This is a genomic window from Thauera sp. WH-1 (genome assembly GCF_047806685.1).
In the GTDB taxonomy this organism is placed as follows: domain Bacteria; phylum Pseudomonadota; class Gammaproteobacteria; order Burkholderiales; family Rhodocyclaceae; genus Thauera.
The window spans coordinates 158386-184997 of record NZ_JBLQGP010000005.1; the positions used below are offsets into that span (position 1 = coordinate 158386).

The window sequence follows — 26612 nt, forward strand, 5'->3', positions numbered from 1 at the left end:
GGCCGGAAGGCTGTCAGTCAACAAACCGCAGCCCATGCGCGCCCGGTTTGTTCCGCGCGGAAGGCTGTGTGTGCCGGCTATCCCCTGGGGATAGCTCGGCGGATCTGTTCGCGGCTCGCGCGGAGGTGAGACCGCGTTGCGGGGCTATGCTTCGCGAGGTCTGTACCAGGCGGCCCGTTGCCTCTCCACCTCACGGTAGCGAAGCTCGAACAGGCGGCACTCATGCACCACCTGCCGCCAACTGCTGCAGCCGTACTTGGCTGGAAGCTGCTCGGGATGCCGGTCCGCGATCCAGCGGCCAGCGGCGGCGATGGGTGTCCAGCCCTCGACGGCCAACTGCGCGGCGGCCTCGCGCAGCACGCGGACGATGCCGGCGGCCGGCCAGTCCACCGTGCCGTCCGGCGCGATGCCATTGACCACCAGGTCGTGGAACACATCCGACTGGACGAACTCCGCTGCCAGGCGCCGCGCCTGATCCATGTGCTCGGCCCAGCCGCGCAGCTGCTCGAAGTGTTGATCGATGCGCGTGTAGGCGGAACCGAGTTCGTCCTGTGCAACGCGGCACCCGTCCACGGTCCATAGATCGTGCTGATCGATGAAGTGGTGCACCAGGGTGTTGCGCAGCGATACCAGGTCTTTGAGGTCGGCTTGGGTGTTGGCGTAGTCCTGCGCAGACAGGCTCAGTTGCACGCGCGTGCGAAAGGAAATCACGTCGCCGGGAAGAGCGTCGTCGCGTTCCTCGCCGCCATTTCCATCGGTGACGACATACGAACCAAACAGTTGTCCGACCAACGTGCCCAGGGTCTTGGTCGCGGCATCTTCAATCCGCGCTGCGCGAATGGCCTCCAGCGAATGCGCCGGGCCTGAAATCTCGTGGTGGGCCACGATGGCTTTCATGAGGCGCTCGTATTGTTGAAGGCGCAACAGGCATCTGCCCAGCAAGCGCTGAACGTCTCGCTGCAGTGGTTGCAGTACGTTTGTGACGGGGGAAGTCGTCATGTCCATCATCGGCGGGGCTCGTGCGTGGCTGTCCTCGTCTGATCCACAGGCGACAGTTTCGCCTGTCGTTCGGCGGGCGACAATTGAGCGCGGCGGAAAGGTGTCTGTTCCAGCTATCCCCTGGGGATAGTCAACATCAGCGATCACGCAAGGCTTCTCGGAGCTGTGCCAGGTAGGCACGTGCCACCTCGGGGTCAGCCGCACGGGATGCCGGTGGTGACGATGGCGGGGACGCTGGCGCCGCCGATGCACTTTCTCCGGCCCAGGCCTTGAACTCCCCGCGGATCGCCTTCTGGATGATGCCAAACAGGTAGCCGGCCGGGTTGCGTACCGCGCTGTTGTGGCAGCGTGCCGCCCACTCGTCGAAAACGGCCTGCCTCTGCGCCTCGTCCACCTGCTGCAGCGCCACCAGCGCGCCGGCCTGCTGCTCGTCCTTCAAGCGCAGGAAACGCTCGGGCAGCCGCAGGTTCTGCAAGGCCCTCGCGCGCGGTACTGTACGTACTTCATTTATACGATCATTACGTACTGTACGGTCCTCCTTCGGAATCCGAAGAGAGCCGTCCGGCGCGGGTTTCGGCCCTGCTTCGGATTCCGAAGACGGGCGCGCGCCATTCCGAAGCAGGGCTTCCTGGCCTTCTTCGGATTCGTGGTCCGCACCCTTCTGTGGATAACCTGGCGTCGTCCAGCCATGCCGCGCCATGCGCTGCGCGAGCACCTGCAGGCGGGTCGGCAGCGTGCGCCCGCTGAGCAGCGGGTCTTCGGCGATCTCCCGCAGCGTGTTCATGCCCACGACCTGCACCGCCTTCGCCGCGTGCGTGAGCGCTTGGCTCACCAGGCCCAGATAGTCGGGGTCGAGCTGCATCGCCTCGAAGGGCGACAGCGGTTCGTCGTGCAGCACGTAGAGGTTGCCTTGGATGCGGCCGGTCTTCGGGTCGCGCCGTCGTCGCACCAGGCTCAGCCAGCGCGTCAGCCGCAGCAGCGTCAGGGCGCGCGCCACGGTCTCGTGCGATGCCTGCGCCGCGCAGGGCATCGAGGCTAGGTAGGGGCGCAATTGGTCGTAGGTGGGAAAGGCGGTCACGCCGTCGTCGTTGAGCTGCAGGCGGAACACCTGCCAGGCATTGCGCTCCAGCGGCGTCAGGCGTCGGTCGAGGAACAGCGCGCGCGGCACGCTCTCGTGCCGGTTGCCGCTGTAGAGAAAACCGTCCTGGCTCGGCGCCGTGCCCTGCGCCGGTTCCTTCGGCTCAAGGTGCCGCAGCGCCTCGTCGAACAACGCCGACAGCGCAACCGGGCCATCACGCCGTGGAGCGTCGCCCGTCGTCATGACCTACACCAGCCCCTGGTCGACCCAGTTCCGTATCGCCGACCAGATCACCGACATGGGCAGGGTCATGGCCTCGGCCAGGTCCATGGTCAGCGCCAGCATCGCCATGTCGTCGTTCAGTGCGATGTGCCGCTCCGTGATGCCGGCCTTCCAGCGTTCCCACAGGGCCACGTCCTGCGCCTCGTCGAGCACCGGATGCCGGCCCTTGCGCTTGGGCAGTCCGAGGATGTCGCGGCGCAGCGCCACTTCTTGATGCGTGAGGCCGTAGAACTTGCTGACCATCTCCGTGCTCGCCCCCAGGCGCAGCATGCGGTCCACCGTGGCGATCTCCCGCTCCACGTCGTGCACCTGGCTCAGCAGCCGCTTCAACACTTCCCGGTTCACCGACACCGAGCACCACGACACCGTGGCATTCACCAGCATGCTCACGAGTTCGGGGTGCTTCAGCGCATCCAGCTCCTCCTCGCCGAAGCCCATCGCCTTGCAGCGGCGCAACTGCCCGTTGCGCAGGTCATGCAGGGCCTGGGCGATCACGGCCTGGTTGAGTGGGTGCGGTGCCGACATGCGGGAGCCTCCTGCGCTCAGGAATCCTGGCTCGCTACGCCGGCTTCCAGATCCAGCAGCCGGCGCGCCAGGCGCAGCAAACGGAACAGCTTCACCAGCGCAGCATCGCTCAGGCGTGTGGCCGAGCCGCCGTGGCCATGCAGCAGCGCCGCCAGCTCGTCGGCCAGCCGCGCGCGGTCCAATCCATTCGCGGAGGGCGGAGCCGCACTCAGCACATGCAGCAGGGTCAGCACCGCCCGCGCGAACGCCGGCAGCGCCTTCGCCTGGCCCACGGCCGGTGCCACGCAGACGAAGCCGATGCCGCCGACGCTGGCCTCAATGTGGTCGGCGACCGCCGCTTCCTCGCCGATCTCGCGCGCGAACTGCGCGATGTGCACGCGCAGGCGATCCGGCACGTCCAACCCCGGCTCGACGTACCAGACGTCCGAGATGGGATAGAGCCCGCCCGCCTGCACGGGGATCGCACGCAGCGCATCGGCCTCGAAGTCGGGCAGCTTGTCGCCGAGCTGGTCCGCGACCATCCGCTGGATGGACTGCAGGCGCTCGGTGGTCGGTGCCGGTGTCACGATGTGCCCTTGCAGGCGCTCGTCGCGTTGCCCGTGCTGGTCCTCCGGCGCTTCGGGCGATGCAGGCGGTGTCGCTGCTGGCGCCGAAGGCGCGACCGGCGTGGTGTCGCGCGGCACAGACGAGGCGGGTGGCTGCTGAGGCGCGGAGACCGGCGGGGGAGGACCAGCAGGCACGACAAGCGCTGCCGGTGGCGTCGGCGCCGCCGGTTCGCTGGTCAGCGCACGCTGGCGGCTTTCGCTGTCGTTGATCTCCAGCGCCAGCGTGTCGTAGTCCGCCTCCAGCAGCTCGGCCATCTGGCCGACCAGCTCGTCCTGCACCCGCTGCGGCGAGAAGTCGTCCGGCTGTGTGTCGAACTGCGTCAGCACGTCCTGAAACAAGGTGGCGAAGTCCACGGTCACGGTGCGGCCCAGTGCACGCCGCTCCCAGGTGCGCTCGCACGCCTTGCGCAGCACCGCCAGCCGGTCCACCTGATGCCGGCCCAATCCGCCGTACAACAGCGTCGGGATCGCCGGCAGTAGATAGCGCACCGCATCGTTCATGCGGCTGATGTGTGACTGCGGTACCGGATAGCCGTCGGCAGTCAGTCGCCGCGCGAGTTCGCTCTGCGACAGCGCCTGGCCGCTTTCCTGCTCGTAGAACTCGCGCGCCTTCTCGATGCCCAACGCCCGCTCGATGAAGGTCAGCCCGCCGCGCAGCTCGTTCTCGGCCAGATGCCCGGTCAGCGCCACGATTTCGCCGCGCGCCGGCCACGGGCGGAACAGGCACGCAATGCGGAAGAAGCGTTCCTCCTTGGTCTCGCTCCACAACTCGCGCAGGATCGCCAGCCGCGTGTTGCCGCCGTTGCGAATGATGTAGTGCGCCTCGCCCGGCCTGCGCGTGATCGCGGGGGGCGCGTCCAGCCCACGTTCGCGGATGGACGCCTTGATCTCCGCATAGGCCGGGTTGCGCGTCACGCGTGGGTCGTGGTCGTAGGGCCGCAACTGGTCCAGCGTCACCACCATCGGCGTGTCGGCGATGGGGTCGCTCAAGGTCGCGGCCGAAGGGCCGCTGCGCTCGAAGCCGGTGGCCAGCAGCTTGGCAGCCATGTCCTGCGGCGTCAGCTCAGCCACGGCCATTCTCCTGCGCTTGCCGGTCGGCGCGGCGAAGCTGTGCGCGGGCATTGCGGTCGGCACGGTTGTCGCTCGCCGTCGAGCTGGTGTAGATCGACGCGCAGCCTTGCTTCGTGAATTTCAGGTGCCCGCCGGACGTGCGAACCACGCGCCAGCCTTCGCCCAGCGCGAACTCGATCAGCGCGCGCAGTCGTTCGCGGCCGCGCGCCAGTTCATGCGCGCTCGCCATGGCCGGCCCCTCCCGCATCGGCCCGACCGGTGACCAGCGCGAAGCGCTCCCGCCACACGGGGAACAGCTCGCCGGCCAGCGTGCGCATGGTCTCCAACGCCGCGGGCGCCGTGCGCCCAGCCGGCTGCCGGTACTCCACCCGGTGCACCGGCAATCCTCGTGTCGCAGCGCGCGGATAGGCTTCGATGGCCGGTACGTCGGTGCCCAGCACCTGCACGCCGGCCTGTTCCTGAAACACCTGTCGCAGCGCCTGCTGGACCAGCCGCGCATTCGACGACACAGGATGCACACGGTTGATGAGCAGACGCAGCGGCGGCGGCTCGATGCCCAGGTGCCGATACGGCGCGATGTCCTCGATCAGTTGCAGCGTGCCGCGCCGCAGCTCGCGCGCCGCGAGGATTTCCGGCGTCACCGGCGACAGCGCCAGGTCGGACGCCAGCACCGCCATCTCCAGCAGCACGCTGCGCGCGCCCTGGGTGTCGATCAGCAGCAAGTCGTAGTGCGTGCGGAAGACGGGAAGCAGATGGCGCAGTCGCAGGCGCCCATCCGGAGCGTGCAGCAGCAGCGTGTTCAGTTCGCCGCGGTCGTCGTTGGAGAGCACCAGGTCCAGGCCCGCGATCACGGTACGCGACACCAGTTGCTCGATGCGCCGCTCGTTGAAGGCCAGCATCTGGTAGATGCCGCCGGGCGCGCGAACGTCCAGCGTGAAGTAGCTCGACAGCGTGGGCTGCACGTCCAGGTCCAGCAGCAGCACGCGCAGCCCGGCATCGGCGATGAAGCCGCCCAGGTTGGCCGCCGTCGTGGTCTTGCCCACGCCGCCCTTGGTCGAAATGATGGACACCACCTGCATGGGCTTCTCCTCGTCGAATGGCATGAACCGAGAAGAAGCGTCAGGCGCGTTCTTTGAGGCGATCGGCGATCCACTGTTCGATCTCCACCGAGTCCCAGCCCACCGCGCGCACGCCCAGGCGCAGCGCCTTGGGGAACTTGCCTTCCTTCATGAGGCTGTAGATGTGCGCGCGCTTGAAGCCGGTCTTGGCTTCGACCTCGGCGCGGCGCAGGATGCGGTGCTCGGGCGGCAAGGCCGGCGCGATGGTCTGCGAAGACATGAGAGGCACTCCTTGACGCTCGATGGCGTTGTTCAGAAAGTGCCTCGCATTCCATATGCTGCTGCTGCGAGATTCACTGCAACTGCAGAACACGCAACTGCAATTGCAGTCTGCTGTTACAGGCTCAGCGCGATGCCTCCAGGTGGCGACGCGCCTGTGCCAGCTTGCTCCACAGCGTTCGCTCGCTGATGCCGGGCCGCCCTTCATGGTGGGCCAGTAGCGCACTGATCACCGCATCCATGTTGCGGAAGGACGAGTAGGCAGAGCCCGCGGGGGACTTGCCCAACAGCAATGTCAGCAGGCCGCCAATGATGTTCAGGTAAGTCGATTCGCTGCGCAGGCCCGGTTCACTCGCATCGCCCTCACGAATGCTACTGGCATGCTCCTTCGCCAACGCTTCGTGCTGTGCCTTCAGCGCCGCATGTAGTTGTGCGAGTTCGGCAAGCTGCAGCTTGGCGGCCTCGCGATCGGCTAGCAACACGTTCAGCATGGCGACGCTCACCGAAGGATGCAGTTCGCGCTCGATGCCGTCGAACAGGAATGGAGGCCGCTCACCGGGGTAGTAATGCGACATCCACGCCTTCAGGTCGACGTGGCGCACGATCAACGCAGGATCGTCGAGTGCGGGGCGCTGAGGTTCCTGCGCCATGCCTGCCTTGCCGTAAGAAAGCTCATCGTGTGCCAATGCGTCGAAGATGCGCTCGGAGAAAAGGCGCAGCAAGGGCCAGCGCGGAAAGTCGTTCGGCTCAGGCATGGCACGTGGCCCGAGCGTTTCCAGAATCCGCGGCTCAAAGCGCAACAGTCCCGCCCAACGGACGGCCGCCTCGATCGGGCGGTAGTAGATCCTGGCGCCAAAGGCAAGGCAACTCGATTTCTCCATGTCGCGTGCGTCCCATCGTCGGATCGAACTCTGGCAGACGCGCACCGCCCAAGTGGGCGAGGCGATTGCCCAGAAATCCGGATGAAGCGCAGGACCGGCCGGGATCGTGGAAGGAAGCGTTGCATCGGCGCTGACGGCCGGCTAAGGGCGAACTACATCTTGCTACGCTTGAAACTCCTCAACCATGATGCGGGCGCTTTGCCTTTGGACCGGCACGCGGCTTGGTGGTCGCGCTCCCCTGGAGTCAAGCATGGGTGCCGCGCTTTACCCGAAACCTGGCCAAAGTTTTCCGTAGGAATTCCAACGGCGTAAAGTGCCAATGCGTCAACAGGATGAGCCGGTTTGCAACCAGCAAAAGCTCATGCGTTCCGCGTCAGTGAAATGACCGCGGCGGCGAGCCCGCAGGCGAGTGCCGGAGTACGGAAGGGCGCAGCAATTGCGTCGAAACTGGAATCAGTACAGCGCATGAGCCATGCAGATCGGGTCAGCCGCAAGACCAAAGATGAATCGCGCAATCCGAGAAAACTAGCCGCGCACCTTTCGATAGATCTGCGTCAAATCGCGCGTGATGTGCTTGCGTCCTGATGACATACACGTTCGGCGCGTTCGATGAACCGCTGCAACGGCTCCGTCATGCCACCCTCGGTTCGTAACAGATAGGTGGTTATCGATGCGCTCTGACCGGCCAACGGGCGGACAACAACATCCGCCGGCTGGCAAGTTGCCAAGTGCGCGGCAGTGGAAAAACTTAGCCCGTACCCTGCGGCCACCAGCGTCAGCATCAGCCCGTGAGAAGCGGCATACTCAGCCACGATCGGTTGGACATCGACAGAGCGGAACAGTCGTTCGCTCTGCCGACCGCAACCTTGGCATGCCCGTGGATCACAAAGTACCAGCGGATAGCTCACCACTTCCTGCAACGGCACTTCCTTGAAGGCTACAAGCGGGTGCCGTGCGGGCAGGATCACTACCAAGGGGTCGGCCCACAGCGGCTCAGCAATGATCCCGTCCTCCACTTCATTGACCATTGCAAAGCCGGCGTCGAACAGATTTGCGTTCAGCCCCTGCACGAGTTCGGTCAGCGGTACTTCGGAGAGCCGGATGTTTACCTGCGGCGACTCTTCGCGGCACAGTGCAAGCAGTGCTGATAGCCTCGCCCGTCCTATGTCTCTCGACAGCGCGATTCGCAAAATGCCCTGAGAACCGGAGGCAGCAGCCTTCGCGCTGGCCACTGCCTGCTCAACGCTCAACATGATGCGGCGGGCGTCGTCGAGGAAGACTCGCCCTGCCCAAGTCAGGGTTGCGCCCCGCGGCGTGCGACTGAGCAACGTCACGCCTAGAGTTGTCTCCAACTTGCGGATCGTGCGTGATAGGGGAGATTGTTCTATATGCAGCCGCCTAGCGGCTCGACCGAAGTGCAGTTCCTCGGCTACAGCAATGAAACAGCGAAGATGACGTAAGTTCATGCGCAGTCCCTCGTGACGTGACCAGTCCTTATGATCGTAGGGAGCCGCATGCGTGCGGAGAAGAGGCCGGCATGTCTTGCAGCGGCTGCCGTCGCTGGCTCACAGCACGCGGGCAATGGTGTCCGGAGTTATTGCAACGCTGCTTGAACGCGGGCGGCGGTCATGGCGGATGGCTAGCTAGAGCACTCGCGCCAGCGCGCCTCGGCTAGTCTTCTGTGGCCGCAGCGACCCGAGGAAGACAGTCGCGGCGTCTTACGTCACTCCCCGAGGGCGAGCGATTTGGTCTGTCGACACGGGCGGCGGCGCAGCGTCTGAAGTTCGCGCCAGCGGGCATCGCGCCGGATGAACTGTCGATGGGCATGTTCGGCGAATTCGAGATCGCCACCTGTAACCGCGCTGCTGAAGCACTGCGGCCGGAGCAGTCGCAGCAAGCGGCTGACGCGGGCGGACAAGCAATTCCTGTAACATGTGCCGCGCATCTTCACTGCCTTGCAGCAAGCCCGCGACAGCGTGAGGGGAGCGGCCAACGGCTTTCACGGTCAGCAACGCATTACGCTGTCCGATGGCATCACCCCGTCGCGCTTGCCGACCTTGCTGGCGTTAAGCTGGCAGGAGGAGCCCGACGTCGAGTTGCGCCTGTTCGAGGTGTCACTGTCGCAGCAAATCAAGGGGCTGCATGGCGATCTGTATGACCTAGGGCCCAGTCTGGTGAAGTGGATGACGACATCGTGGCTAAGGCGCTTTGGAGCGCCCCCCCTCATGGTCGCGGCGCCGGCATGGCATCCGCTGCTCAAGCACAAACGTATCTCACTGGACGAGGTGCTGCGTTATCCGCTGGTGCTGGTGACCCACATGCATACGGGAGTCATGCACGTCAGATCCAACGAGTGCTGCCGCGGGTGAAGCAGGAACCCGTGATCGCTGCACGGGTGGCTTCCTGGGAACCTGAAACGCGTCGAGGTATATTGATTGGACAGAAGCTAGTCTTCCGTCAACAGGTGTAGCCATCCCTTGCTAGCGGCTTCCACCATAGAACTTTTCCACGAACGAGCGACGGTAACTCTGGTGGCAGGCTAGGCAGCTTTGCTGGGTTTTGGAGAAAGCCGCGATGACTGCTTGGCCGTCATTCCGCTGTGCAGCCTCGCCCATGGCGGTTGCGGCGTCATGGACCTGTCCATCAAGACCCCGAAACTTTCCAGCGTCTGCCCCAAGCCAGGCAAGGATGCGCATCTTTTCCGACATGGGCGGCTCGGCATGCTTGGCGATTCGTGGTGCTAGCTCGGCGACCAGTGGCCAGTCTTCTTTGGAGATCGCGCCCGTGACGGCTTGCATGTCGCGCCCGAGTCTTTCCATTATGGTACGAAGCGCCATTGGCTTTGCCGCCTCTACGGACTGCGCACCGAGTGCCGTGGCGAAGGTTGCCAAGAGCACGGACAGCGAGACGGTGAAGAACGATCTGGGTTTCAAGGGCTGGTTCACGAATTTCTCCATTGATGTTGTGACGAATGCTTTGGGTCTAACGAATGGTTGCAGGTGTCCTCAAAATTCCAGACTCAGCGCGATCGATCCGAATGCATGATGGCCCGCCTGCTGGTCGAACTCGCGGGTTCTCCAAACGCGCATCACGGCAAGCCGCACGCCACGTCCAGCAACGATCCATTGGCTGCTGATGCCGAGAGCTGCTTGCACGACCCAAGGCCGCCGGCTGACATGATGGCTATGCCGGAACATGTTTCCGTCGAGTGAGAAGTCCCAGGCGACGGCTCTACCCTCCAGGTTCAGGAAGACATGTGCCCCAGGTTTGGGCGCCAGGACCGATTGCGGCGTTGTCGTGCGCAGATCGGCAACACCAGAGGGCGGGCGGTTCTCCGCGCCAGGGCGAATCGGATAGCTGCCGAAGTCGTTCGGTATGTTCCAGCCCGCGCGAAACTCCACGCCGGTACTGGCGGCGGTTTCGATGTTTCCGACCCGCAGGGCATAGCTGCCGATCACGTCGCTGCCCCATCCAGGGCGGACCGCACCCTCCGTGTACGGCTTGAACTTGCGCTCCATGGCCATCTGAAACGCCGGCTCGTTGCGCAACTGGTTGTCCCAGCCGCGAAATCGCTCAATGCCGCGTGCCCGATGCACCAGATCCTGAGATTGCTCGGCCAGCGACCAGGGTCCGATCACGCCCAGGGTCAGCTCACGCACGTCAAGCATTTCGTAGCTGGCGGCTTGTGGGTGGATGCGGCGATTCCACGCCAAACCCAGGTAGAGCAAACCAGCGTACGGTCGGTCATCTGGAATCACGTCGGTGCGCGTCTTGTTCTCGGGCGTGTACATGGACTGGCCAAAGCGCACGACGAGGTTTTGCGACGATGTCTGGGCGCCGGAATCGCGCCAGAACCCGGGATCAGCCCAGCCGATGAAGCGGGCGTACAAACCAATCGGCTGAGGCAGGCACTCCGGACGGAGCCCGCCTTGCAGATCGCGTGAGACTGCTGTTAGCGCGACACCGTTGGTGTAGTTGCGATCGGAGCCGGTGAACAAATCGTTCTCCAGACGCAGGGTGCCGCCCCGCCAGCGCAGGGATTGCTCTGGCGAGCAGGAGGGAGGATTTGCAGAGAGTGAGACTTCGGAACCAAAAGCAGAAATCGGGCTGAACAATGCACCCGCAATCAACAAGATGACGCACTGCATCGGCTGCCGCACCTTAGTGCCGCGCAGGCTCCAGCGATACCCGCCGATGCCAATCATGTTGCCCCATCGCCTGCCGCCCTGTTGACGTAAAAGCGTTCGAGGGCACTGACGATTTCCTCCGCATCGTCTACGCAGGTGAACAAGTCGAGATCGGATGAAGAGACATAGCCTTCGTCGAGCAGAAGATCGAAATCAACTACGCGACGCCAGAATGCACGGCCGACCAGCACCACCGGAACACGCTGCATCTTTCTGGTCTGGATCAAGGTGAGCACCTCGAACAGCTCATCGAGCGTTCCATAGCCACCGGGGAAGGCCACCAAGCCCTTGGCGTGCAACAAGAAGTGCATCTTGCGCAGCGCGAAATAGTGGAATCGGAACGCCAAATCCGGGCACATGTAGGGGTTGGGTGCCTGTTCGTGGGGCAGCGTGATGTTGAGGCCAATCGAACGTGCGCCGACCTCGAAAGCACCGCGGTTGGCGGCCTCCATGATGCCGGGCCCACCCCCGGTGACGACGACGAAATCACGGCGGTTTTGCTGCTGGAAACGCGCCGAAATAAGGCCCGAGAAACGCCTCGCTTGCTCGTAGTGACGTGCCTGTTCGACCCGGCGATTGGCCCGCGCAAGCTCTTGCCGCAGCCCGACATCCTCCGGAGTGACGAGCGCCTGACGCTCCAGAACGCCAAGACGGGCTTCTGCCGTCTCGGCATCGCTCACGCGTGCGCTGCCGAAGACCACTACCGTCGAGCGAATGCCTTGCTCGTGCAGGATGCGCTCGGGCTTGAGCAGTTCGAGCTGTAGTCGCAGCGGCCGCAGTTCGTCCTGGCCAAGCAGCTCGATGTCTTCGTACGCAAGCCGGTACGTTGGCGACTCGCGGATGGCGCGCAGGCGTTCATCGAGATCTTCTGCGGGCTTCATCACTCGTGCGCCAGAAAGTCCGGCCAGCGCAGCGCATGGCCATACTCGGGCACCGTGACCTGCCAGCCGAGTTGCTGCTGCAAGAGGTCAGCGAAGGCTTGCGCGGCCGACGATTCCCCATGCACCACGAAGGTTTGCGCCGGTGCTTGAATGAAAGCACGGGCCCAATCCAGCAGCGCCTTCTGGTCGGCATGCGCCGAGAGGCCGTCCACGCTGTGGATCGCCGCACGTACCGGGATGTCCTCGCCGAAGATGCGTACACGTTCGGCCCCCTCGATCAGGCGCCGGCCAAGCGTCCCCTGCGCCTGGAAACCGGGAAACAAGATGCTGCATTCGCGGCGTGGCAAGTTGTGGCGCAGGTGGTGCCGGATACGTCCCGCGTCGCACATGCCGCTGGCAGAAATAATGATGGCCCCGGAGCGAATCCGGTTCAGCGCCATGGACTCCTCAGCGCTCGCTGTGAAATCCAGGTACGGGAGGTTCTCGCCGCGCGCGTGCCATCCGGCCAACCGCTTCGCCTGTTCGTCGAACAATTCGAGATGTTCACGCGTGATGCGTGTGGCCTCGGTGGCCATCGGCGAATCGACAAACACCATTGGACGCTGCAGACGCCCTTCGCAGGTGAGACGATGTAGGTGGTAGAGCACCTCCTGGGTTCGGCCGACCGCAAAGGCCGGCACGATGACGTTGCCGCCGCGCTCGAACAGGGTTTTCTCGACGATGCCGATCATGTCCGCTTCGGTCGCCGAAAAATCCTTGTGCCGGCGGTCACCGTAGGTGGACTCGATGACGAGGATGTCGGCTTCCTCAATGGGTGTCGGGTCGCGCAGGATGGGGCGTCCCGGCTGGCCCAGATCGCCGCTGAACACGATCTTCGTGGGGTAACCGTACTCGGTAATCCACACTTCCACGATGGCCGAACCAAGGATGTGTCCGGCATCACGAAAGCGGGCGCGCACCCCGACGCGGAGTGCGAACTCCCGGTCGTATTCGATACCTCGTACCTGCTGCAGGCATTCGTGTGCATCCTGCAGGGTATACAGGGGTGGCGGCACGGTCTTTTCTTTGAGCCGCTTGGCAACCCGCTTGGCATCGCTTTCCTGGATGTGAGCGCTATCGGGCAGCATCACCCCGAGCAGATCAACCGTCGCTGGCGTGGCGTAGATGGACCCCTTGAACCCGGCGCGCGTGAGTTTGGGCAATAGCCCGCTGTGGTCGATGTGGGCGTGGGTCAGCAGGACGAAGTCAATGGACGCCGGGTCGAACGCGAACGGCTCGTGGTTGCGTGCTGCTGCTATACGCCCACCTTGAACCATGCCGCAATCGACCAGGAAGCGGACATTAGCCGCTTCGACCAGGAAGCACGATCCGGTGACTTCTCGGGCTGCGCCCAAAAAACTGAGTTTCATAGGGCGTTCACTCGGGTTTTCGCATCGGGCAAGTGCTGAGGCCGAGCAGGCGATAGCCAGGACAGCGGCCTGCCAGGCCGGTGAGGAGTGGCATGATTCCAATGAGTCCCAGCCAACGCCAGGATGAGTCCAGCCACAATGGGAGACTGAGCAAAATCAGTCCGATGACGATGCGCACAATGCGGTCGAGATTTCCAACGTTGATTTGCATGACGGTCTCCTTTTGTTGAGTCAGCGGCTTGAAAACGCGACGGGGGCGGCAGCGCCCCGCAGCGGATGGGTTGCGGTCGATGCCGTCGTGGATACGTCCCAGCCACCACCAAGGGCCTTGTACAGCGCCACCAGTTGCACGGCGGCGTTGGTATGCGCGCGTGCGGCTGCGGTTTCGGCCTCGTGCAGACTGCGCTGGGCAGCCAGCAGTTCGACCAGCGCAATGTCGCCCGCCGCGTAGCGCGCCTTGGCGTGGCCGTAGCTGGTGCGCGCGGCATCCAGTGCCATACCGCGGCGCTCCAGTGTGTCCAGCCCGCCGTGGTAGTCGCCAAGCGCGCGCTCGGCATCGCCCAGCGCCGCCAGCACGGCCTGCTCATAGGCCAGCGCGGCCTGTCGCTCGGCCGCCTCGCGTGCCCGAATTTCGGCTCGCACACGGCCACCGTCGAACAGGCGCCAGGAAATCAGCGGCAGGATGGAAAAACGCGAGCTGGATGCATCGAACCAATCGCCCGTACTGAGCGCTTGGAACCCGCCGCCGACACCGATGGAGAGTTTGGGGAACAACTCGGCCGCGGCCACGCCGATGTCGGCGGAACTCGCTGCCAGGCGACGTTCCGCAGCCAGCACGTCCGGGCGCCGGCGCAGCATCTCTGCGCGCTCGCCCACCGGCAGCGCCCGCAGCGTGCTCGGCGTCAAGGGGCCATCCAGCAGTGCCAGCTCCCGCTCCGGCGGCGCGCCCAGCAGCACGCCCAGGCTGAGTATCGCGGCGCGCTGACGCGCCTGGATATCCGGGATGAGCGCGTTGACTGCTGTCCATTGGGCGTACGCCGCCTCCACGTCGGCGGCCGACGCGTCGCCCAGCGCATGCCGCAGGCGCACCAATTCCAAGGTCTGCTGCAGCGTATCCAGTGTGGCCTGTTGTGCGTGCAACTCGTAGCGGGCGCCGACGGCGGTGAACCAGGTGCGCGCGACCTCGGCCACGATGCGCATGCGTACGCCCTGCGCCTCGGCTTCGGTCGCCTGCAGGCGGGCGCTGGCGCCTTCCAGCGCCCGCCGCTTGGCCCCGAACAAGTCGGCCTCCCAGGCCGCGTCGAAGCCCGCGTCGTAGATGGTCTGCGTGGCGTCAAGGCCGGGGATCGAACCTACGGGCAGGGGTCCGTTCTCGCTTTGACGGCGCCGGTTGACGCTCGCGCCAGCGGCGGCGGTGGGCAATGCCTCGCCGGCCACACGATCGCGCAGGGCGCGTGCCTCATCGATGCGTGCCGCAGCCTGGCGCAGATCCAGGTTCTGTGCCAGCGCCGTGGCCATCAGGCGATCGAGGATGGGATCGTCCAGTGCAGACCACCATTGGCTCAAGTCTGCGGACTGGGATTCGCTTGCCAACGGCAAGCTCCAGCCGCTGCCGACGTCGACCGGCGGCGGCTCGCGGTAGTCGGGGCCCACGCTTGCGCAGGCAGTCAGCAGCACGCAGGACAGGGCCAGCGCGAGCGGACGCGCGCGCCCAGGGGTCAGGCCGGTGACGGTTGCGCGAAGAAAGGGAGTGCGGGGCTTGGATTTCATTGCAGGCGTCCTCGGACGAATACGGTGGCCATCGTCAGCGTGGCCAGGGCGATGACCGCCAGCGGCCACAGGCTGGCGAGAATGTCACCGGGCGGCATGGCCTTGAGAAAGCTGCCTTCGACGATGATGAGGAAATGGGTCAGTGGAATGGCCTGAGCCAGCCATTGCAGGACGACAGGCATGTTTTCCACAGGTGTCGCAAAGCCGGACATCAGCACCGCCGGCACGCCGATGGCGAACGCCCCCAGGATGGCCTGCTGCTGCGTCATGCTGACCGCGGAAATCATCAGACCGATGCCGACCACCGACAGGATGAACAGCACCAAACTGGCGAGCAGGAGCGCAAACGAGCCCGTAAACGGGATGCCGAACAGGAAGACGCCCGCGCTGATCATGAACAGGCCCAGCGCAGTGCCAATTGCGAGTGCCGGCAGTGATTTGGAAATGATGATCTCTGGCGTCGAGGTGGGCGACACCAGCAACTGGTCGAAGGTTCCGAGTTCACGTTCGCGCGCAATCGACAGCGAGGTGATGAGCAGCGCGCTGAACAGCGCCAGGATGCCCGTCAGGCCGGGCACGATGAACCAGCGGTAGACCAGATTCGGGTTGAACCAGTGGCGCACGACCACGGGCGTTGGTGCCTGGGCGTCGGGCACGACCTCGGCGCCGACATCGGCGGCGATGGTGGACAGATAGGCCACGGTGATCTGCCCGGAGTTGCTGCGCCGGCCATCGACCAGTACCTGCGCGCGGCCACTTTCGCCGGCGGCGATGGAGCGCGAGAAATCCACCGGGATGGCGAGCGCGGCGATCACCTCGCCACGGTCGATCAGCTCGTGCAGCTGCTGCTGGCTGTCGACATGCCGGACGTGGGTGATGAAGCGGGCGCTGTCCAGGCGCTGTACCAACTCGTGCGACCACCGCCCCGCATCCTGATCGTAGACGGCGATATCGACGTTACGCACTTCCAGCGTCGCGGCAAAGGCGAACACCAGCAACTGCAGGATCGGCGGCACGAACACCACCATGCGGCTGCGCGGGTCGCGCAGGACGCTGAGCACTTCCTTGATGAACTGGGCGCGCAGGCGGGTGAACGAGAATGCGGAAGTCAACATCGCGTCACTCCAGGTTCTTGCGCGTGGCGCGCTTGGCGATCACGAAGAACAGCACCCCGATCGCCGCCATGGCCGCCAGGTTGGGCAGGAACACGGCCCAGATGTCGCCGGCCAGGAACACCGTCTTCAGCGAATCGACGAAGTAACGCGCCGGAACCAGCCGGGTGATGGCCCGGATTGGCGCGGGCATCGCGTCGATCTCATACAGAAAGCCCGACAGCATGAAAGCCGGCAGAAAACCCGTGAACAGCGCGATCTGCGCTGCCAGGAACTGGTTGCGTGCCAAGGAGGAAATCAGCAGACCCTGACCCAGCGCCGGCACCATGAACACCGCCGACAGCAGCAGCAGCGCCGCCAGCGAGCCCCGCATCGGGACCCCGAACACGAACACCGCCAGCGCCGCCGCACCCAGCGTGGACAGCATGCCGAGCACGAAGTACGGCAGCAGCTTGCCGATCAGGATTTCGGCCACCGAGGCCGGCGTGGACAGCACCGCCTCCATGGTGCCGCGCTCCCATTCACGCGCCACCACCAGTGCAGTCAGCATGGTGCCGATGATGGTCATGACGATGGCGATGGCACCGGGAATCAGTGCGCGGCGGCTTTCCAGCTCGGGGTTGAACCAGTAGCGCGGTTCCAGCATGACGGCCTGCGCTGGTGCTCCGACGTCCAGTCCGGCACGCCAGGACTGGACCACGCCGCGGGCGTAGTTCTCGACGTAGTTGGCGGTATTGGGGTAGGAGCCGTCGGTGACGATCTGCACCAGCGGCTCGCTGCCACGCTGGGCCAGCCGCTGCTCGAAATCCTGCGGGATCACCACGTAGCCGCGCAGGTCGCCTGAGACCAGCTGGTCGGCCACTTCGCGCCGGTCATGGGCGAAGTGGGCATCCAGGAACTTTGTGCCGGCAAAGGCCGCCGCAAGCTCCTGCGCTGCAGCGCCGGGCGACTCCAGCACCACGCCGACGCGGACATCCTTCGCATCCAGCGACACCGCATAGGCGAACAGCAGCAGCAACACCACCGGCAGCACGAACGCGATCAGCAGCGTCGAGGGGTCGCGCAGCGCCTGGTAGCTTTCCTTGGTGACCAGGGCGATCAAGCGCCGCAGATCAAAATCGCGCAGGTCGGTCTGCTGTGGTCCATTCCCGTCCTTGTGCTTTGTGGTGCCGTTCATGTGGCGGCCTCCAGCTCGCGGTCCGCCGACTCCACCAGGTGAATGAAGGCGTCCTCCATCGTCGGGTCGGGTCGTTCGGGGCTGACCGCCGAACGTTTGAGCGCGTCGGGCGTATCCAGCGCAATCAGTTGCGCACGCGAGAGCATGGCCACGCGGTCGCAGTATTCGGCCTCGTCCATGAAGTGGGTGGTGACCATGATGGTCACGCCCTTGCGGGCCAGTCCGTTGATGTGGGTCCAGAATTCGCGCCGGGTGATCGGGTCCACGCCCGAAGTGGGTTCATCTAGGAACAGCACGGGCGGCCGGTGCATCAGCGAACAAGCCAATGCCAGGCGCTGCTTGTGGCCCAGCGGCAGGGAATCGGGCGTGGCGGACAGCCAGTCGCCCAGATCGAAGGTTTCGATCATCTCGGCAATGCGCTCGCGACGGGTGTTGCCTTCCAGTCCGTAGACGCCGGCCGAGAATTCCAGGTTCTGCTGCACCGAGAGCAGGCCGTAGAGCGAAAACTTCTGCGCCATGTAGCCGAGCCGGCTCTTGGCTGCGCCGGTGGCGCGGCGCAGATCATGGCCCACCACATGCGCTTCGCCAGCCGTGGGTTTCAGCAGGCCGCACAGCATCTTGAAGGTGGTGGACTTGCCGGCGCCGTTGGGGCCGAGCAGGCCGAAGATTTCGCCCTTTTGCACCTCGAAGCTGACGTTGTCGGTGGCGGTGAACTCGCCGAAGCGCTTGGTGAGGTTTCGGCACGACACGGCAATGTCGGAACCCAGCTCAACCGGCGGCAGACGCTCGGCCAGCGTCGAAGTGCCGCCGGGGCCACCACCGAGCAGATCGATGAAGGCGTCTTCGAAGCGCGCGGGCACCTGCGCCAGCTCCACTCGCGCCTGATCGGACAGGGCCTGGAGCTGCTCCGCTTGAGCGCCCTCGCGCAACACCACGCGCACGCCGGCGCCCTGGATCACGCCATCGCTCACGCTGGGCAGGTCGAGTGCCTGGGTCAGGACCGCTCGTCGCTCGGCACCGACGTCTTCCAGACGGAAACTGCGGCCTTCGAGCTGCGCGGTCAGCTCCTGCGGCGGGCCATCGAACAGGAGCTGCCCTTGGTTCAGCAGCAGCACGCTCTCGCAGCGCTCGGCTTCGTCGAGATAGGCGGTGGACCAGACCACGGCCATGCCTTCATCGGTCAGCGCCTGCACCATGCGCCACAAGTCCTGGCGGCTGACCGGGTCGACACCCACGCCCGGCTCGTCCAGCAGCAGCACCTTCGGCCGCGCCATGAGCGCACAGGCAAGGCCCAGCTTCTGCTTCATGCCGCCGGAGAGCTTGCCGGCCAGGCGTTTGGTGAAGGGTCCGAGCCGCGTGAAGTCCAGCAGCTCGGCAAACAGATCGGCGTTGCGGTCCGCATCCATGCCGCGCAACTGCGCATACAGGCGCATGTTCTCCATCACCGACAGGTCTTCGTACAGTCCAAAGCGTTGCGGCATGTAGCCGCTGGCGACGTGAATGGCGTCGTTGTCCTTGACCACGTCATAGCCTGCCAAGGTGACGTGGCCGGCGTTCGGCACCAGGAGGCCGGTCAGAATCCGCATCAGCGTCGTCTTGCCAGCGCCGTCGGGGCCGACCAGACCCGTCAGCCGCCCATAGTGGATGCGCGCGCTCAAGCCCCGCAGCGCCTTTACGTCGCCGAAATGCTTGTCCACGCCCTCGATGACGACGGCAGCGTCTTCGCCCGCACCCGCAGACACGGCGGCGATGGCAGGGCTTGCCTGCATTTCAACGCTCCCCCGCCGGGATACTGGTGCCGGCTTTCGCATCGACCTCGATCGTCACCGGCATGCCCTGGCGCAAGGCACTGTCGCTGTCGGCTTCGTCGATGACGATGCGCAGGCGGTAGACCAGATCCGTGCGCAAATCCGTCGTCTCCACCGTCTTGGGGGTGAACTCGGCGCGCGGCGAGATGAAGCCGATCTGGCCGCGATAGACCTTCTCTGATGAATCGCTTTTGACGCGCACCACAGTACCGGGCGCGATGCGCCCCAAGTCCGACTCGCCCACGTAGGCGCGCACGTAAACCGGCTTGTCCAGGCTCAGGCTGTAGACCGCGCTCTGGCTTGCGACCATGCTGCCGGGCTCCCGCACTCGTGCGATGACGGTGCCGCTACTGGGCGCCATCAACTCGGTGTCCGCCAAGGCTGTCGTGGCTTGCGCTGCGGCAGCCTGTGCGGCCGCAAGGCGAGCTTCTGCCGCGGCGATGTCTTCCTTGCGAAAACCTTCGGATGCTTGCGACAGGGCCGCCTTGGCCGCTTCGACGCCAGCGGCTGCCTGGTCGCGCGCCGTGCGGGCTGCATCGACCGTGCGCTGGCTGCTGGCGCCCGATGCCAGCAGGCCACTCTGGCGCTGGAAATTGCGCTCGGTCTCGGTGGCGAGCGCCTGGGCCTGCCTGAGGGCTTCGCGCGCCTGGGTGATTTCCTGCGGTCGCAGGCCGCGGCGCAGCTTGGCCAGTTCGGCCTGCGCGACCTGCACTTGGGCTTGCGCGGCGGCCAGCGCATCCCGGTAGGGCTGCGCGTCCAGCGTGGCCAGGCGATCGCCGGCGCTGACGGCATCGCCCTCGTCGAAAGCCATTTGCATCACGCGCCCGGGCTGACGGAAGGCCAGTTGCACCTCGCGGATGTCGACGTTGCCGTAGAGGCGCAATGCATCTTGTTGTCCATGGTCGCGCGACAACCAGAACGCCAGTGCGCCGCCAAGAGCGAGCACGACGACGGCGATCACGACCCAACGGGTTTTCTTGAAGAGGAGGTTTGGAGTTTTCATCGATGGGTTTCCGCTGGATAAAGGTGCTCAGTGCTCGCGTGCGACCGGCGCATTCGCCGCTGACCGGCGCCAGGCGATGGCCGCTATGCCAGCCCACACCAACGTGCGCAGCGTCATGGCGACCACCGTGCGTCGCTCCCAGGCGCCACCCAAAGCCACATGCACTCCGAAAGCGAGGAACACGAGTGCGGTCGCCACCGTGATGACAATCGCTAACCACGCGGCCCAGCGCCGGCGCATCCACAAGCCGACGCCGGCGACGATGTAGGCGAACCCGGCCAGAAAATTGAACCAGAGCACGAAGGGCACATAGTGGCCGGCGGCTTGGCGCGCCGCGCCGTCGACAAACAGAACGGCGCCGCCCTCCCGAAGAGTGAGCAGACCGAAGCCGATCGCGAGCAGGGAGATCAGCCAGTTCCAGAGGCTGCGTTGTGGATGAGTGGTCATCTTCATGGCCTTTACTTGATCGCGGAAACTCCCAAGCCTTCGCCGTCGTCGCGGCGTGCGTGTGCGTTCCGCCGGGCGGTCGGGCTGAGTGTTGAATGACGCGGATTCGCGCTGGAGGCGCAACGCGATCGCATGACCGTGGTGTGCCTCTCGGCCGACCGGGCAACTGCGTGGCGGCAGGATGGAAGGCGTTTCATCGGGTGTGCGTGATGCCACGGAGATAGATGGCAAACACGGCTGGCGCATCACGACGAATGCGACTGACCTTGCCGGCCAACAGCGACTGCATGACCAGTCCCTGGATCGTGCCGATGAACAACACGGCGGCGGCATCCACGTCCAGATCCGCATCCAGGTCGCCTTGCGCCTTGCCTGCCTCCATCAGGCGGCGCAGGCGCTGTTCGTATTGACGGAGCAAGGTCTGCACCATCCGCTTGGCGAGCGTCTCGCCAGAGCGTTGCAGTTCTCCGAACAGCATGCGCGGCACGCCGGGATGCTTGGCCACGAAGTCGATGTGCGTCATGAACATGGCTTCGAGTGCTGCGGCAGGAGACGCGGCGCCCTCGGCCGCCTTGTCCACGCGCACCAGTAGACGCTCACCGACCCAGGTCATCGTTGCCTCCAGGATCGCGTCCTTGGTGGGGAAGTGGCGAAACAGCGCGCCCTGCGTCAAACCCATTCGATCGGCGATGGCCGTGGTCGTGATTTCGGCCGGGTTTTGCTCCGCGGCCAAGTCCACCACCGCTTGCACTGTGGCAGCACGCCGCTCTTCAGCGGACAGATATTGAGGACGTTCGCTCACCGATCAGACTCCATAAAGTAAGTGACCTATTACTATCCTAACATGCAAAACATCCGCGTCGCAAGATCGGGAATACGGTTCATCGCACGGGAAAGGATGGTTCCTGCCCCATCCATGGATCGTGGCCAAGTGAGCTGACGAGACCCAGGAAGCGAACACACCCCTCAGGCGGATCATGAGTAATCGGTCGGCAAGTCGGCCACCTCAGTCAGAGCAAGAGAAGCGATTTCGTTCGAGCGAAGGCGGAAATCCCCCGGGCGTTCTTCAAGGCTTTGCATCTTTTCCCGTAGGCATTATGATAGTAATAAGTTACTTACAACATCGGAAGATCAGAGATGAACACCCTTGCCATACCTGACAAGCCCGCGCCGGCACCGTCCGTCTGTCACCCCGATGTCCTGGATACGCTTGCGAACGCGTGCCGGGCACGCGGCACTGGCGGGTTGTCGCCGGCGGCGGGTTTGCTGGCTTGGTACGACTGGGCGCTGCACCTGAGCCTTTCACCGGGCAAGCAGCGCAGCCTGATCGACAAGGGGTTGCACAAGCAGCGACGCTTGGCGCGTTACGTCGCGCACGCTGCAAGTGCCCACGGCTGCCCCACGTGCATTGAGCCGTTGGAACAGGATCGGCGCTTCGAGGCGCCGGCCTGGCAGCAATGGCCGTTCAACGTGATCCACCAGGGCTTCTTGCTGCAGCAGCAGTGGTGGCACAACGCCACGACCGGCGTGCGCGGCGTGTCGCGCCATCACGAGAACATGGTCACTTTCGCCGGGCGGCAGTGGTTGGACATGTGGTCGCCATCGAATTTCATCTGGACCAACCCGGAAGTGCTGGAAGCCATCAAAACCAGCGGCGGCGTCAACCTGTGGCGCGGCGCGATGAACTTCCTCGACGATGCACAGCGTCTTGCGCTTGACGATGAACCGGCCGGGGTCGAAGGCTTCAAGGTCGGCCAGGACGTGGCGGTCACGCCAGGAAAGGTGGTGTTCCGAAACCACCTCATCGAACTGATCCAGTACACGCCGACGACGCCCGATGTGTATGCCGAGCCGGTGTTGATCGTGCCTTCCTGGATCATGAAGTACTACATCCTCGACCTGTCACCGCACAACTCGATGGTGAAGTACCTGGTCGACCAGGGGCATACGGTGTTCATCCTTTCCTGGAAGAACCCGACCGCGGCCGATCGCGACCTCGGCCTCGAGGATTACCGGTGGCTGGGGGTCATGGATGCACTGGACGCGGTCACGGCCATCGTGCCCGAGCGCAAGGTGCAGGCGGTTGGCTATTGCCTGGGCGGCACCTTGCTGACGATCGCCGCAGCCGCGATGGCGCGCGATGGCGACGAACGGCTGCGCAGTTTGACGCTGCTGGCGTCGGAGACCGACTTCCGCGAGTCGGGCGAAATCGCGCTTTTCATCGACGACAGTCAACTCGCCTGGCTGGAAGCCGGGATGTGGGACAAGGGCTATCTCGACGGCAAGCAGATGGCCGCCTCTTTCCAGATGCTCAACTCGCGCGACCTGATCTGGTCGCGCCGCGTGCGCGAGTACCTGCTGGGCGAACGGCAGGAGTTCAATGACCTGATGGCATGGAATGCCGACGTGACGCGCATGCCGTATCGCATGCACAGCGAGTACCTGCGGCGTTTGTATCTGAACAACGATCTGGCCGAGGGACGCTACCGGGTCGGCGGACGGCCGGTGGCGATCGCCGACATCGAAGTGCCGATGCTCATCGTCGGCACGGTGCGCGACCACGTTGCCCCCTGGCCATCCGTGTACAAGATGCATCTGCTCAGTGATGCGGAGCTGACCTTCGTACTGACCAGCGGCGGGCACAACGCCGGCGTGGTCAGCGAGCCGGGGCACCCCCGGCGCAGCTACCAGATTGCGACCCGCAGCGTCGGCGCTCGCTACGTCGATCCGCAAACGTGGCGTACCGAAACCCCTCTGAACGAGGGCTCCTGGTGGCCAGCCTGGCAGCAGTGGCTGGCACGACATTCGACCGAGCGGGTATCGCCGCCCGCCATGGGCGGCACGCAGGTCCCGCTTGGTGATGCACCGGGAACCTATGTGGCAATGCGCTGATACGACGCGCCGAAGCCGAGACAAGACAAGACAAGACAAGACTATTTCAACAGGGACATCGCTAGGGATGGCCTACACCCGCCCCGAAGGGGGCCCACCATGACCGAAGGGCACTGCAATGAGCAACGAACTGCCAATCCATCTCTACAAAGCCAATGCCGAGCTGCAACTGCAGATCACGCGCTTGCTGCAGGAGAGCAGCCATCACTGGCTCGAAGTCATGCAACAGCTCAGCGCTGGCGGCGTGCTGGAGACCACCTCGCGCATCCAGGGCCTCCAACAGGCGGCCGACTGGCAAGCGCTCGCGACCTTGCCGTCCGAGGTGTTCTGGCGTCTGTGCCAAGGCCGCATGGGCGATGCCCAAGCGGTCGGGCAAGTAGCAGCCAAGAGCCAGACGGCCTTTGCCAATGGACTGCGCCAGGCGCTCACGACTTGGCAGGAGTCTGTCTCCGAGGCATTCGGCGCGAGTGGCGACGCAGCCTCTTTCACGCAGCTTTGCCAGCGCTGGACGCAGCCCTGGACCGCCCCAAGCGCCGTACCCCAGGGCAAGACCAAGAAATGAGGGGACGGCAATGAATACGACGCAACGGACGGCGCTGGTGACGGGAGGCAACCGGGGGTTGGGCGCTGCGATCGCCCGTGCCCTGCACGATGCCGGCCACCGCGTGATCGTCACGCATACCCCCGGCAACACCACGATTGGCCAGTGGCAGCAAGCGCAAGCGACACAGGGCTACACATTTGCTGCCTACTGGGTGGATGTATCCGACTACGAATCAACGCAGGAACTGGCGCGGCGCATCCACGCCGACGGTCATCGGATCGACATCCTGGTGAACAACGCCGGCATCACCCGCGATGCAACGCTGCGCAAGCTCGACAAGACCGGTTGGGATGCCGTACTGCACACCAACCTGGACTCCATGTTCAACGTCACCAAGCCGTTCATTGATCCGATGGTCGAGCGCGGCTGGGGTCGCATCGTCAACATCTCGTCGATCAACGGCAGCAAGGGCCAGTTCGGGCAGACCAATTATTCGGCGGCCAAAGCCGGCGTGCACGGGTTCACGAAGGCGCTGGCGCAGGAGGTCGCGCGCAAGGGTGTGACGGTCAACACCGTGTCGCCGGGTTATCTGGCCACCGAGATGGTGATGGCGGTGCGGGAGGACATGCGCCAGAAGATCATCGATGCGATTCCGGTTGGCCGTCTGGGCCAGCCGGACGAGATTGCGGCACTTGTCGCCTTCATCGCCAGCGAAGCCGCCGCCTTTATGACCGGCAGCAACGTGGCGATGAACGGCGGCCAGCATATGTATTGAGTAGTCGAGGGGCCTGCGGCATGAAAGTCTGGACCATTCGCTTGGGCAGTTCACCGAAGAGCATCCTTTACACACTCGGGTGCTCGGACACGAAGCATGCGCATTGACACGAGGGTGTTTGCGTGCTGACGGATAGTGATCTGCAAGTCCTCCGGTTGACCGCACGTTTAGCAGGCGTCGTCACCCTGATCCTGATTGACATCCCCATCGTTTGGTGGCTGGCTCGTACCAAGACCTGGTGGAAAGGGCCGATGGGAGGCTGCCTTGGAGCCTAGATTGCTACGCTATTTCGTTGCAGTCGCGGAAGAGCTGCATCTCGCCCGCGCGGCCGAGCGTCTCGGGATCGAGCAATCTCCCGTATCGCGAGCAATGCGCGACCTGGAAAGCCAGCTTGGCGTGCAGTTGTTCGACCGCAGCACCCGCCTGACGCGGCTGACCTGGGCCGGCCAGGTGTTCCTAGGCGAATGCCGACGCGTGATGGCCACCGTGGAGCAGGCAGTCAAGAGTGCCAAGGCGGCGGCACAGGGCTACCAGGGCCATCTGCGCATCGCGATCTGCGACGGCCTGGCGCAGCCCCGCATCGCCACCTTGCTGGCACGCAGCCGCGAGGAGGAGCCCGAGATGGAGATTCGCGTCTTCGAGCTGCCGTTCGCGCAGCAGCTCAAGACGCTGCACGACGATCTGCTGGACATCGGCTTTGCGTTGTCAAACGCGGTACATGATGGCCTCGTCGCCGAGCCGGTGTGGACCGATCCGCTGTCGGTGATCGTGCCCGCACGCCACCCCTTGCTGGCACACGTGCAGGTGCCGCTGGCCGAAGCCCTGAAGTTCCCGCTGGTTCTGTGCCATCCCGAATCGGGATCGGGCTGCCGCCATCAGATTCAAGCGCTGCTGCAGGACGCAGGCACGCCGCTCAAGCTGGTCGATGAAGTGACCAGCCTGGGCGTGATGCTGACCCTGGTCGGTGCCGGCTACGGCATCGGTTTCGCCATCGCCTCGCAGGTGCAGACGCTACAGCGCCCGGACATCTCCATTCGTCCCTTGGCCGGCAGCCCACCGGTGCTCTCTACCTACCTGCTGCGCCGCCGGGGCGAACCCTCGGAGCCCATGAAGCGGTTCATCGAGCGGGCGAAAGGCGGGCGGGACCGCGCCTGTCGATGATGAGTCAATCCTTTGAGGACGCAGCTCACCTGTCCGTAGCGGCCTGTGGCGTGATGTGCCAGTGGACAGATAGACTTCGGTATGAAATCCGATGCTCTGGCTGTTGATGGATGTGCTTGGCTCGCTTTGGATCACCCGCAACGGCCTGCGTTGACCAGGCCGAAGACTTGAGTCCACAATCGAGTCCATTCCGTGACGCTTGGATCGGAAAAAACGTTCGTAATAAACGAGTTAGCGACCGGGTGCTGTTCCCTTCACCCGCTCCACCAGTCCCGCGCCATCACTTGTCGCTTGCGCCGCGTGTGCGCCAGGCCTCAAGGTCGGCGCGCTCGATGTAGGTTTCGAGCCGGTTGATGTTGCCCGGGAGCTGGCGCCCTTCCCATTGCTCGGTCGCCCAGCGCTTGACGTTGGCGCGCAGCGCGCAATGCTGGATTGCGTCGGCCAGCATGACCTCGGCGTCATGCTGCGACATCGCCTCGCCGGCCAGCAGCTTTGCGGCCTGCTGCAGCGTCAGGGTGGTGGCATGCTCGATCTCGGTGCTCATCGTCGTCTCCCTGGAAGCCCGGAATGGGCCGGTACGCCCTGTCGACCGCCGCGGGCGCGCAAGGTGCGCGGGACGCGTTTCCTGCAGGCCCGATTCAGCGCTAGGCTTGCAGGGCGGCATTCAT

27 protein-coding genes are annotated in these 26612 nt (G+C 64.7%); 5 read left to right on the top strand and 22 right to left on the bottom strand.

The window, feature by feature from the left end; genetic code table 11:
- Nucleotides 1-144 precede the first annotated feature (144 nt).
- The 9 genes from ACMV5O_RS07425 to ACMV5O_RS07465 form a co-directional block, all read right to left on the bottom strand.
- Entirely contained in the window at nucleotides 145-897 is a 753-nt protein-coding gene (locus ACMV5O_RS07425; protein WP_416162877.1) for an OST-HTH/LOTUS domain-containing protein, read from the bottom strand.
- Between the two features lie 238 nt (nucleotides 898-1135).
- Nucleotides 1136-2320 carry an STY4528 family pathogenicity island replication protein gene (locus ACMV5O_RS07430; protein WP_416162878.1) on the bottom strand — a complete coding sequence of 395 codons (1185 nt, stop codon included), beginning with the start codon at nucleotides 2318-2320 and terminating at the stop codon, nucleotides 1136-1138.
- Between the two features lie 3 nt (nucleotides 2321-2323).
- Nucleotides 2324-2884 (bottom strand): DUF2857 domain-containing protein, encoded by a 561-nt coding sequence (locus ACMV5O_RS07435; RefSeq protein ID WP_010792177.1) that lies wholly within the window; start codon nucleotides 2882-2884, stop codon nucleotides 2324-2326.
- Nucleotides 2885-2901: 17 nt separating this feature from the next.
- A complete protein-coding gene (locus ACMV5O_RS07440) occupies nucleotides 2902-4560 on the bottom strand; it encodes a ParB family protein (RefSeq protein WP_416162929.1) in 1659 nt (552 codons plus the stop codon).
- Entirely contained in the window at nucleotides 4553-4789 is a 237-nt protein-coding gene (locus ACMV5O_RS07445) for a hypothetical protein (protein WP_023124360.1), read from the bottom strand. Before ACMV5O_RS07445 ends, ACMV5O_RS07440 begins: the two co-directional genes overlap by 8 nt.
- Complete coding sequence (locus tag ACMV5O_RS07450; protein WP_013721843.1) at nucleotides 4773-5639, bottom strand: ParA family protein; 867 nt, start codon at nucleotides 5637-5639, stop codon at nucleotides 4773-4775. The genes ACMV5O_RS07445 and ACMV5O_RS07450 overlap by 17 nt, the downstream gene beginning before the upstream one ends.
- A 40-nt stretch (nucleotides 5640-5679) precedes the next feature.
- Nucleotides 5680-5898 carry an AlpA family transcriptional regulator gene (locus ACMV5O_RS07455; protein ID WP_004255100.1) on the bottom strand — a complete coding sequence of 73 codons (219 nt, stop codon included), beginning with the start codon at nucleotides 5896-5898 and terminating at the stop codon, nucleotides 5680-5682.
- Between the two features lie 124 nt (nucleotides 5899-6022).
- On the bottom strand, nucleotides 6023-6778 hold the full coding sequence (locus ACMV5O_RS07460; protein ID WP_010792182.1) for a hypothetical protein: 756 nt from the start codon (nucleotides 6776-6778) through the stop codon (nucleotides 6023-6025).
- A gap of 554 nt (nucleotides 6779-7332) precedes the next feature.
- The gene (locus ACMV5O_RS07465) at nucleotides 7333-8244 is read right to left on the bottom strand and encodes a LysR family transcriptional regulator (RefSeq protein ID WP_013721842.1); all 912 of its coding nucleotides are present in this window, start codon (nucleotides 8242-8244) and stop codon (nucleotides 7333-7335) included.
- A 468-nt stretch (nucleotides 8245-8712) separates the two neighbouring features.
- On the opposite strand from ACMV5O_RS07465, the gene ACMV5O_RS07470 reads away from it, so the two are divergent.
- Nucleotides 8713-9147 (top strand): LysR substrate-binding domain-containing protein, encoded by a 435-nt coding sequence (locus ACMV5O_RS07470; RefSeq protein ID WP_416162879.1) that lies wholly within the window; start codon nucleotides 8713-8715, stop codon nucleotides 9145-9147.
- Between the two features lie 111 nt (nucleotides 9148-9258).
- On the opposite strand, the gene ACMV5O_RS07475 is transcribed toward ACMV5O_RS07470, so the two are convergent.
- The 12 genes from ACMV5O_RS07475 to ACMV5O_RS07530 form a co-directional block, all read right to left on the bottom strand.
- Nucleotides 9259-9735 carry a cytochrome c gene (locus ACMV5O_RS07475; RefSeq protein ID WP_374341996.1) on the bottom strand — a complete coding sequence of 159 codons (477 nt, stop codon included), beginning with the start codon at nucleotides 9733-9735 and terminating at the stop codon, nucleotides 9259-9261.
- A 48-nt stretch (nucleotides 9736-9783) separates the two neighbouring features.
- The gene (locus tag ACMV5O_RS07480; RefSeq protein WP_374341997.1) at nucleotides 9784-10983 is read right to left on the bottom strand and encodes a lipid A deacylase LpxR family protein; all 1200 of its coding nucleotides are present in this window, start codon (nucleotides 10981-10983) and stop codon (nucleotides 9784-9786) included.
- Nucleotides 10980-11846 (bottom strand): TIGR00730 family Rossman fold protein, encoded by an 867-nt coding sequence (locus ACMV5O_RS07485; RefSeq protein ID WP_013721839.1) that lies wholly within the window; start codon nucleotides 11844-11846, stop codon nucleotides 10980-10982. The genes ACMV5O_RS07480 and ACMV5O_RS07485 overlap by 4 nt, the downstream gene beginning before the upstream one ends.
- A complete protein-coding gene (locus ACMV5O_RS07490) occupies nucleotides 11846-13255 on the bottom strand; it encodes an MBL fold metallo-hydrolase RNA specificity domain-containing protein (RefSeq protein WP_416162880.1) in 1410 nt (469 codons plus the stop codon). The genes ACMV5O_RS07485 and ACMV5O_RS07490 overlap by 1 nt, the downstream gene beginning before the upstream one ends.
- Before the next feature lie 7 nt (nucleotides 13256-13262).
- A complete protein-coding gene (locus tag ACMV5O_RS07495) occupies nucleotides 13263-13466 on the bottom strand; it encodes a DUF2892 domain-containing protein (protein ID WP_010792188.1) in 204 nt (67 codons plus the stop codon).
- Between the two features lie 20 nt (nucleotides 13467-13486).
- A complete protein-coding gene (locus tag ACMV5O_RS07500; protein WP_416162881.1) occupies nucleotides 13487-15025 on the bottom strand; it encodes an efflux transporter outer membrane subunit in 1539 nt (512 codons plus the stop codon).
- The gene (locus tag ACMV5O_RS07505) at nucleotides 15022-16140 is read right to left on the bottom strand and encodes an ABC transporter permease (protein WP_017244799.1); all 1119 of its coding nucleotides are present in this window, start codon (nucleotides 16138-16140) and stop codon (nucleotides 15022-15024) included. Before ACMV5O_RS07505 ends, ACMV5O_RS07500 begins: the two co-directional genes overlap by 4 nt.
- A gap of 4 nt (nucleotides 16141-16144) precedes the next feature.
- The gene (locus ACMV5O_RS07510) at nucleotides 16145-17314 is read right to left on the bottom strand and encodes an ABC transporter permease (protein WP_416162882.1); all 1170 of its coding nucleotides are present in this window, start codon (nucleotides 17312-17314) and stop codon (nucleotides 16145-16147) included.
- The gene (locus ACMV5O_RS07515) at nucleotides 17311-19083 is read right to left on the bottom strand and encodes an ATP-binding cassette domain-containing protein (protein ID WP_416162883.1); all 1773 of its coding nucleotides are present in this window, start codon (nucleotides 19081-19083) and stop codon (nucleotides 17311-17313) included. The genes ACMV5O_RS07510 and ACMV5O_RS07515 overlap by 4 nt, the downstream gene beginning before the upstream one ends.
- Before the next feature lies 1 nt (nucleotide 19084).
- Nucleotides 19085-20125: a secretion protein HlyD gene (gene hlyD, locus ACMV5O_RS07520; RefSeq protein ID WP_263476980.1), complete on the bottom strand. Its 1041-nt coding sequence runs from the start codon at nucleotides 20123-20125 to the stop codon at nucleotides 19085-19087.
- Nucleotides 20126-20152: 27 nt separating this feature from the next.
- Nucleotides 20153-20578 carry a hypothetical protein gene (locus ACMV5O_RS07525; protein WP_083768689.1) on the bottom strand — a complete coding sequence of 142 codons (426 nt, stop codon included), beginning with the start codon at nucleotides 20576-20578 and terminating at the stop codon, nucleotides 20153-20155.
- 187 nt (nucleotides 20579-20765) lie between these two features.
- Nucleotides 20766-21374 (bottom strand): TetR/AcrR family transcriptional regulator, encoded by a 609-nt coding sequence (locus ACMV5O_RS07530; protein ID WP_062798538.1) that lies wholly within the window; start codon nucleotides 21372-21374, stop codon nucleotides 20766-20768.
- A 335-nt stretch (nucleotides 21375-21709) separates the two neighbouring features.
- Between ACMV5O_RS07530 and ACMV5O_RS07535 the strand changes: the two genes are divergently transcribed.
- The 4 genes from ACMV5O_RS07535 (at nucleotide 21710) to ACMV5O_RS07550 (ending at nucleotide 25944) form a co-directional block, all read left to right on the top strand.
- Nucleotides 21710-23464: a PHA/PHB synthase family protein gene (locus tag ACMV5O_RS07535; RefSeq protein WP_416162884.1), complete on the top strand. Its 1755-nt coding sequence runs from the start codon at nucleotides 21710-21712 to the stop codon at nucleotides 23462-23464.
- Between the two features lie 118 nt (nucleotides 23465-23582).
- Complete coding sequence (locus ACMV5O_RS07540; RefSeq protein ID WP_066921861.1) at nucleotides 23583-24026, top strand: phasin family protein; 444 nt, start codon at nucleotides 23583-23585, stop codon at nucleotides 24024-24026.
- 10 nt (nucleotides 24027-24036) lie between these two features.
- Entirely contained in the window at nucleotides 24037-24783 is a 747-nt protein-coding gene (gene phbB / locus ACMV5O_RS07545) for an acetoacetyl-CoA reductase (RefSeq protein WP_416162885.1), read from the top strand.
- A gap of 264 nt (nucleotides 24784-25047) precedes the next feature.
- Nucleotides 25048-25944, top strand: coding sequence for a LysR family transcriptional regulator (locus tag ACMV5O_RS07550; protein WP_013721833.1), 897 nt, complete (start codon nucleotides 25048-25050; stop codon nucleotides 25942-25944).
- Between the two features lie 280 nt (nucleotides 25945-26224).
- Here the strand turns inward: ACMV5O_RS07550 and ACMV5O_RS07555 are convergent, their stop codons facing one another.
- On the bottom strand, nucleotides 26225-26488 hold the full coding sequence (locus tag ACMV5O_RS07555; RefSeq protein WP_416162886.1) for a hypothetical protein: 264 nt from the start codon (nucleotides 26486-26488) through the stop codon (nucleotides 26225-26227).
- Nucleotides 26489-26612 lie beyond the last annotated feature (124 nt).

Coding starts and splice junctions, on each gene's coding strand:
- ACMV5O_RS07490 (WP_416162880.1), bottom strand. CDS start 13,255: ATGAAACTCAGTTTTTTGGGCGCAGCCCGAGAAGTCACCGGATCGTGC.
- ACMV5O_RS07480 (WP_374341997.1), bottom strand. CDS start 10,983: ATGATTGGCATCGGCGGGTATCGCTGGAGCCTGCGCGGCACTAAGGTG.
- ACMV5O_RS07535 (WP_416162884.1), top strand. CDS start 21,710: ATGAACACCCTTGCCATACCTGACAAGCCCGCGCCGGCACCGTCCGTC.
- ACMV5O_RS07465 (WP_013721842.1), bottom strand. CDS start 8,244: ATGAACTTACGTCATCTTCGCTGTTTCATTGCTGTAGCCGAGGAACTG.
- ACMV5O_RS07445 (WP_023124360.1), bottom strand. CDS start 4,789: ATGGCGAGCGCGCATGAACTGGCGCGCGGCCGCGAACGACTGCGCGCG.
- ACMV5O_RS07450 (WP_013721843.1), bottom strand. CDS start 5,639: ATGCAGGTGGTGTCCATCATTTCGACCAAGGGCGGCGTGGGCAAGACC.
- ACMV5O_RS07510 (WP_416162882.1), bottom strand. CDS start 17,314: ATGAACGGCACCACAAAGCACAAGGACGGGAATGGACCACAGCAGACC.
- ACMV5O_RS07525 (WP_083768689.1), bottom strand. CDS start 20,578: ATGAAGATGACCACTCATCCACAACGCAGCCTCTGGAACTGGCTGATC.
- ACMV5O_RS07455 (WP_004255100.1), bottom strand. CDS start 5,898: ATGTCTTCGCAGACCATCGCGCCGGCCTTGCCGCCCGAGCACCGCATC.
- ACMV5O_RS07495 (WP_010792188.1), bottom strand. CDS start 13,466: ATGCAAATCAACGTTGGAAATCTCGACCGCATTGTGCGCATCGTCATC.
- ACMV5O_RS07435 (WP_010792177.1), bottom strand. CDS start 2,884: ATGTCGGCACCGCACCCACTCAACCAGGCCGTGATCGCCCAGGCCCTG.
- ACMV5O_RS07460 (WP_010792182.1), bottom strand. CDS start 6,778: ATGGAGAAATCGAGTTGCCTTGCCTTTGGCGCCAGGATCTACTACCGC.
- ACMV5O_RS07540 (WP_066921861.1), top strand. CDS start 23,583: ATGAGCAACGAACTGCCAATCCATCTCTACAAAGCCAATGCCGAGCTG.
- phbB (WP_416162885.1), top strand. CDS start 24,037: ATGAATACGACGCAACGGACGGCGCTGGTGACGGGAGGCAACCGGGGG.
- ACMV5O_RS07515 (WP_416162883.1), bottom strand. CDS start 19,083: ATGCAGGCAAGCCCTGCCATCGCCGCCGTGTCTGCGGGTGCGGGCGAA.
- ACMV5O_RS07555 (WP_416162886.1), bottom strand. CDS start 26,488: ATGAGCACCGAGATCGAGCATGCCACCACCCTGACGCTGCAGCAGGCC.
- ACMV5O_RS07505 (WP_017244799.1), bottom strand. CDS start 16,140: ATGTTGACTTCCGCATTCTCGTTCACCCGCCTGCGCGCCCAGTTCATC.
- ACMV5O_RS07485 (WP_013721839.1), bottom strand. CDS start 11,846: ATGAAGCCCGCAGAAGATCTCGATGAACGCCTGCGCGCCATCCGCGAG.
- ACMV5O_RS07430 (WP_416162878.1), bottom strand. CDS start 2,320: ATGACGACGGGCGACGCTCCACGGCGTGATGGCCCGGTTGCGCTGTCG.
- hlyD (WP_263476980.1), bottom strand. CDS start 20,125: ATGAAAACTCCAAACCTCCTCTTCAAGAAAACCCGTTGGGTCGTGATC.
- ACMV5O_RS07475 (WP_374341996.1), bottom strand. CDS start 9,735: ATGGAGAAATTCGTGAACCAGCCCTTGAAACCCAGATCGTTCTTCACC.
- ACMV5O_RS07425 (WP_416162877.1), bottom strand. CDS start 897: ATGAAAGCCATCGTGGCCCACCACGAGATTTCAGGCCCGGCGCATTCG.
- ACMV5O_RS07500 (WP_416162881.1), bottom strand. CDS start 15,025: ATGAAATCCAAGCCCCGCACTCCCTTTCTTCGCGCAACCGTCACCGGC.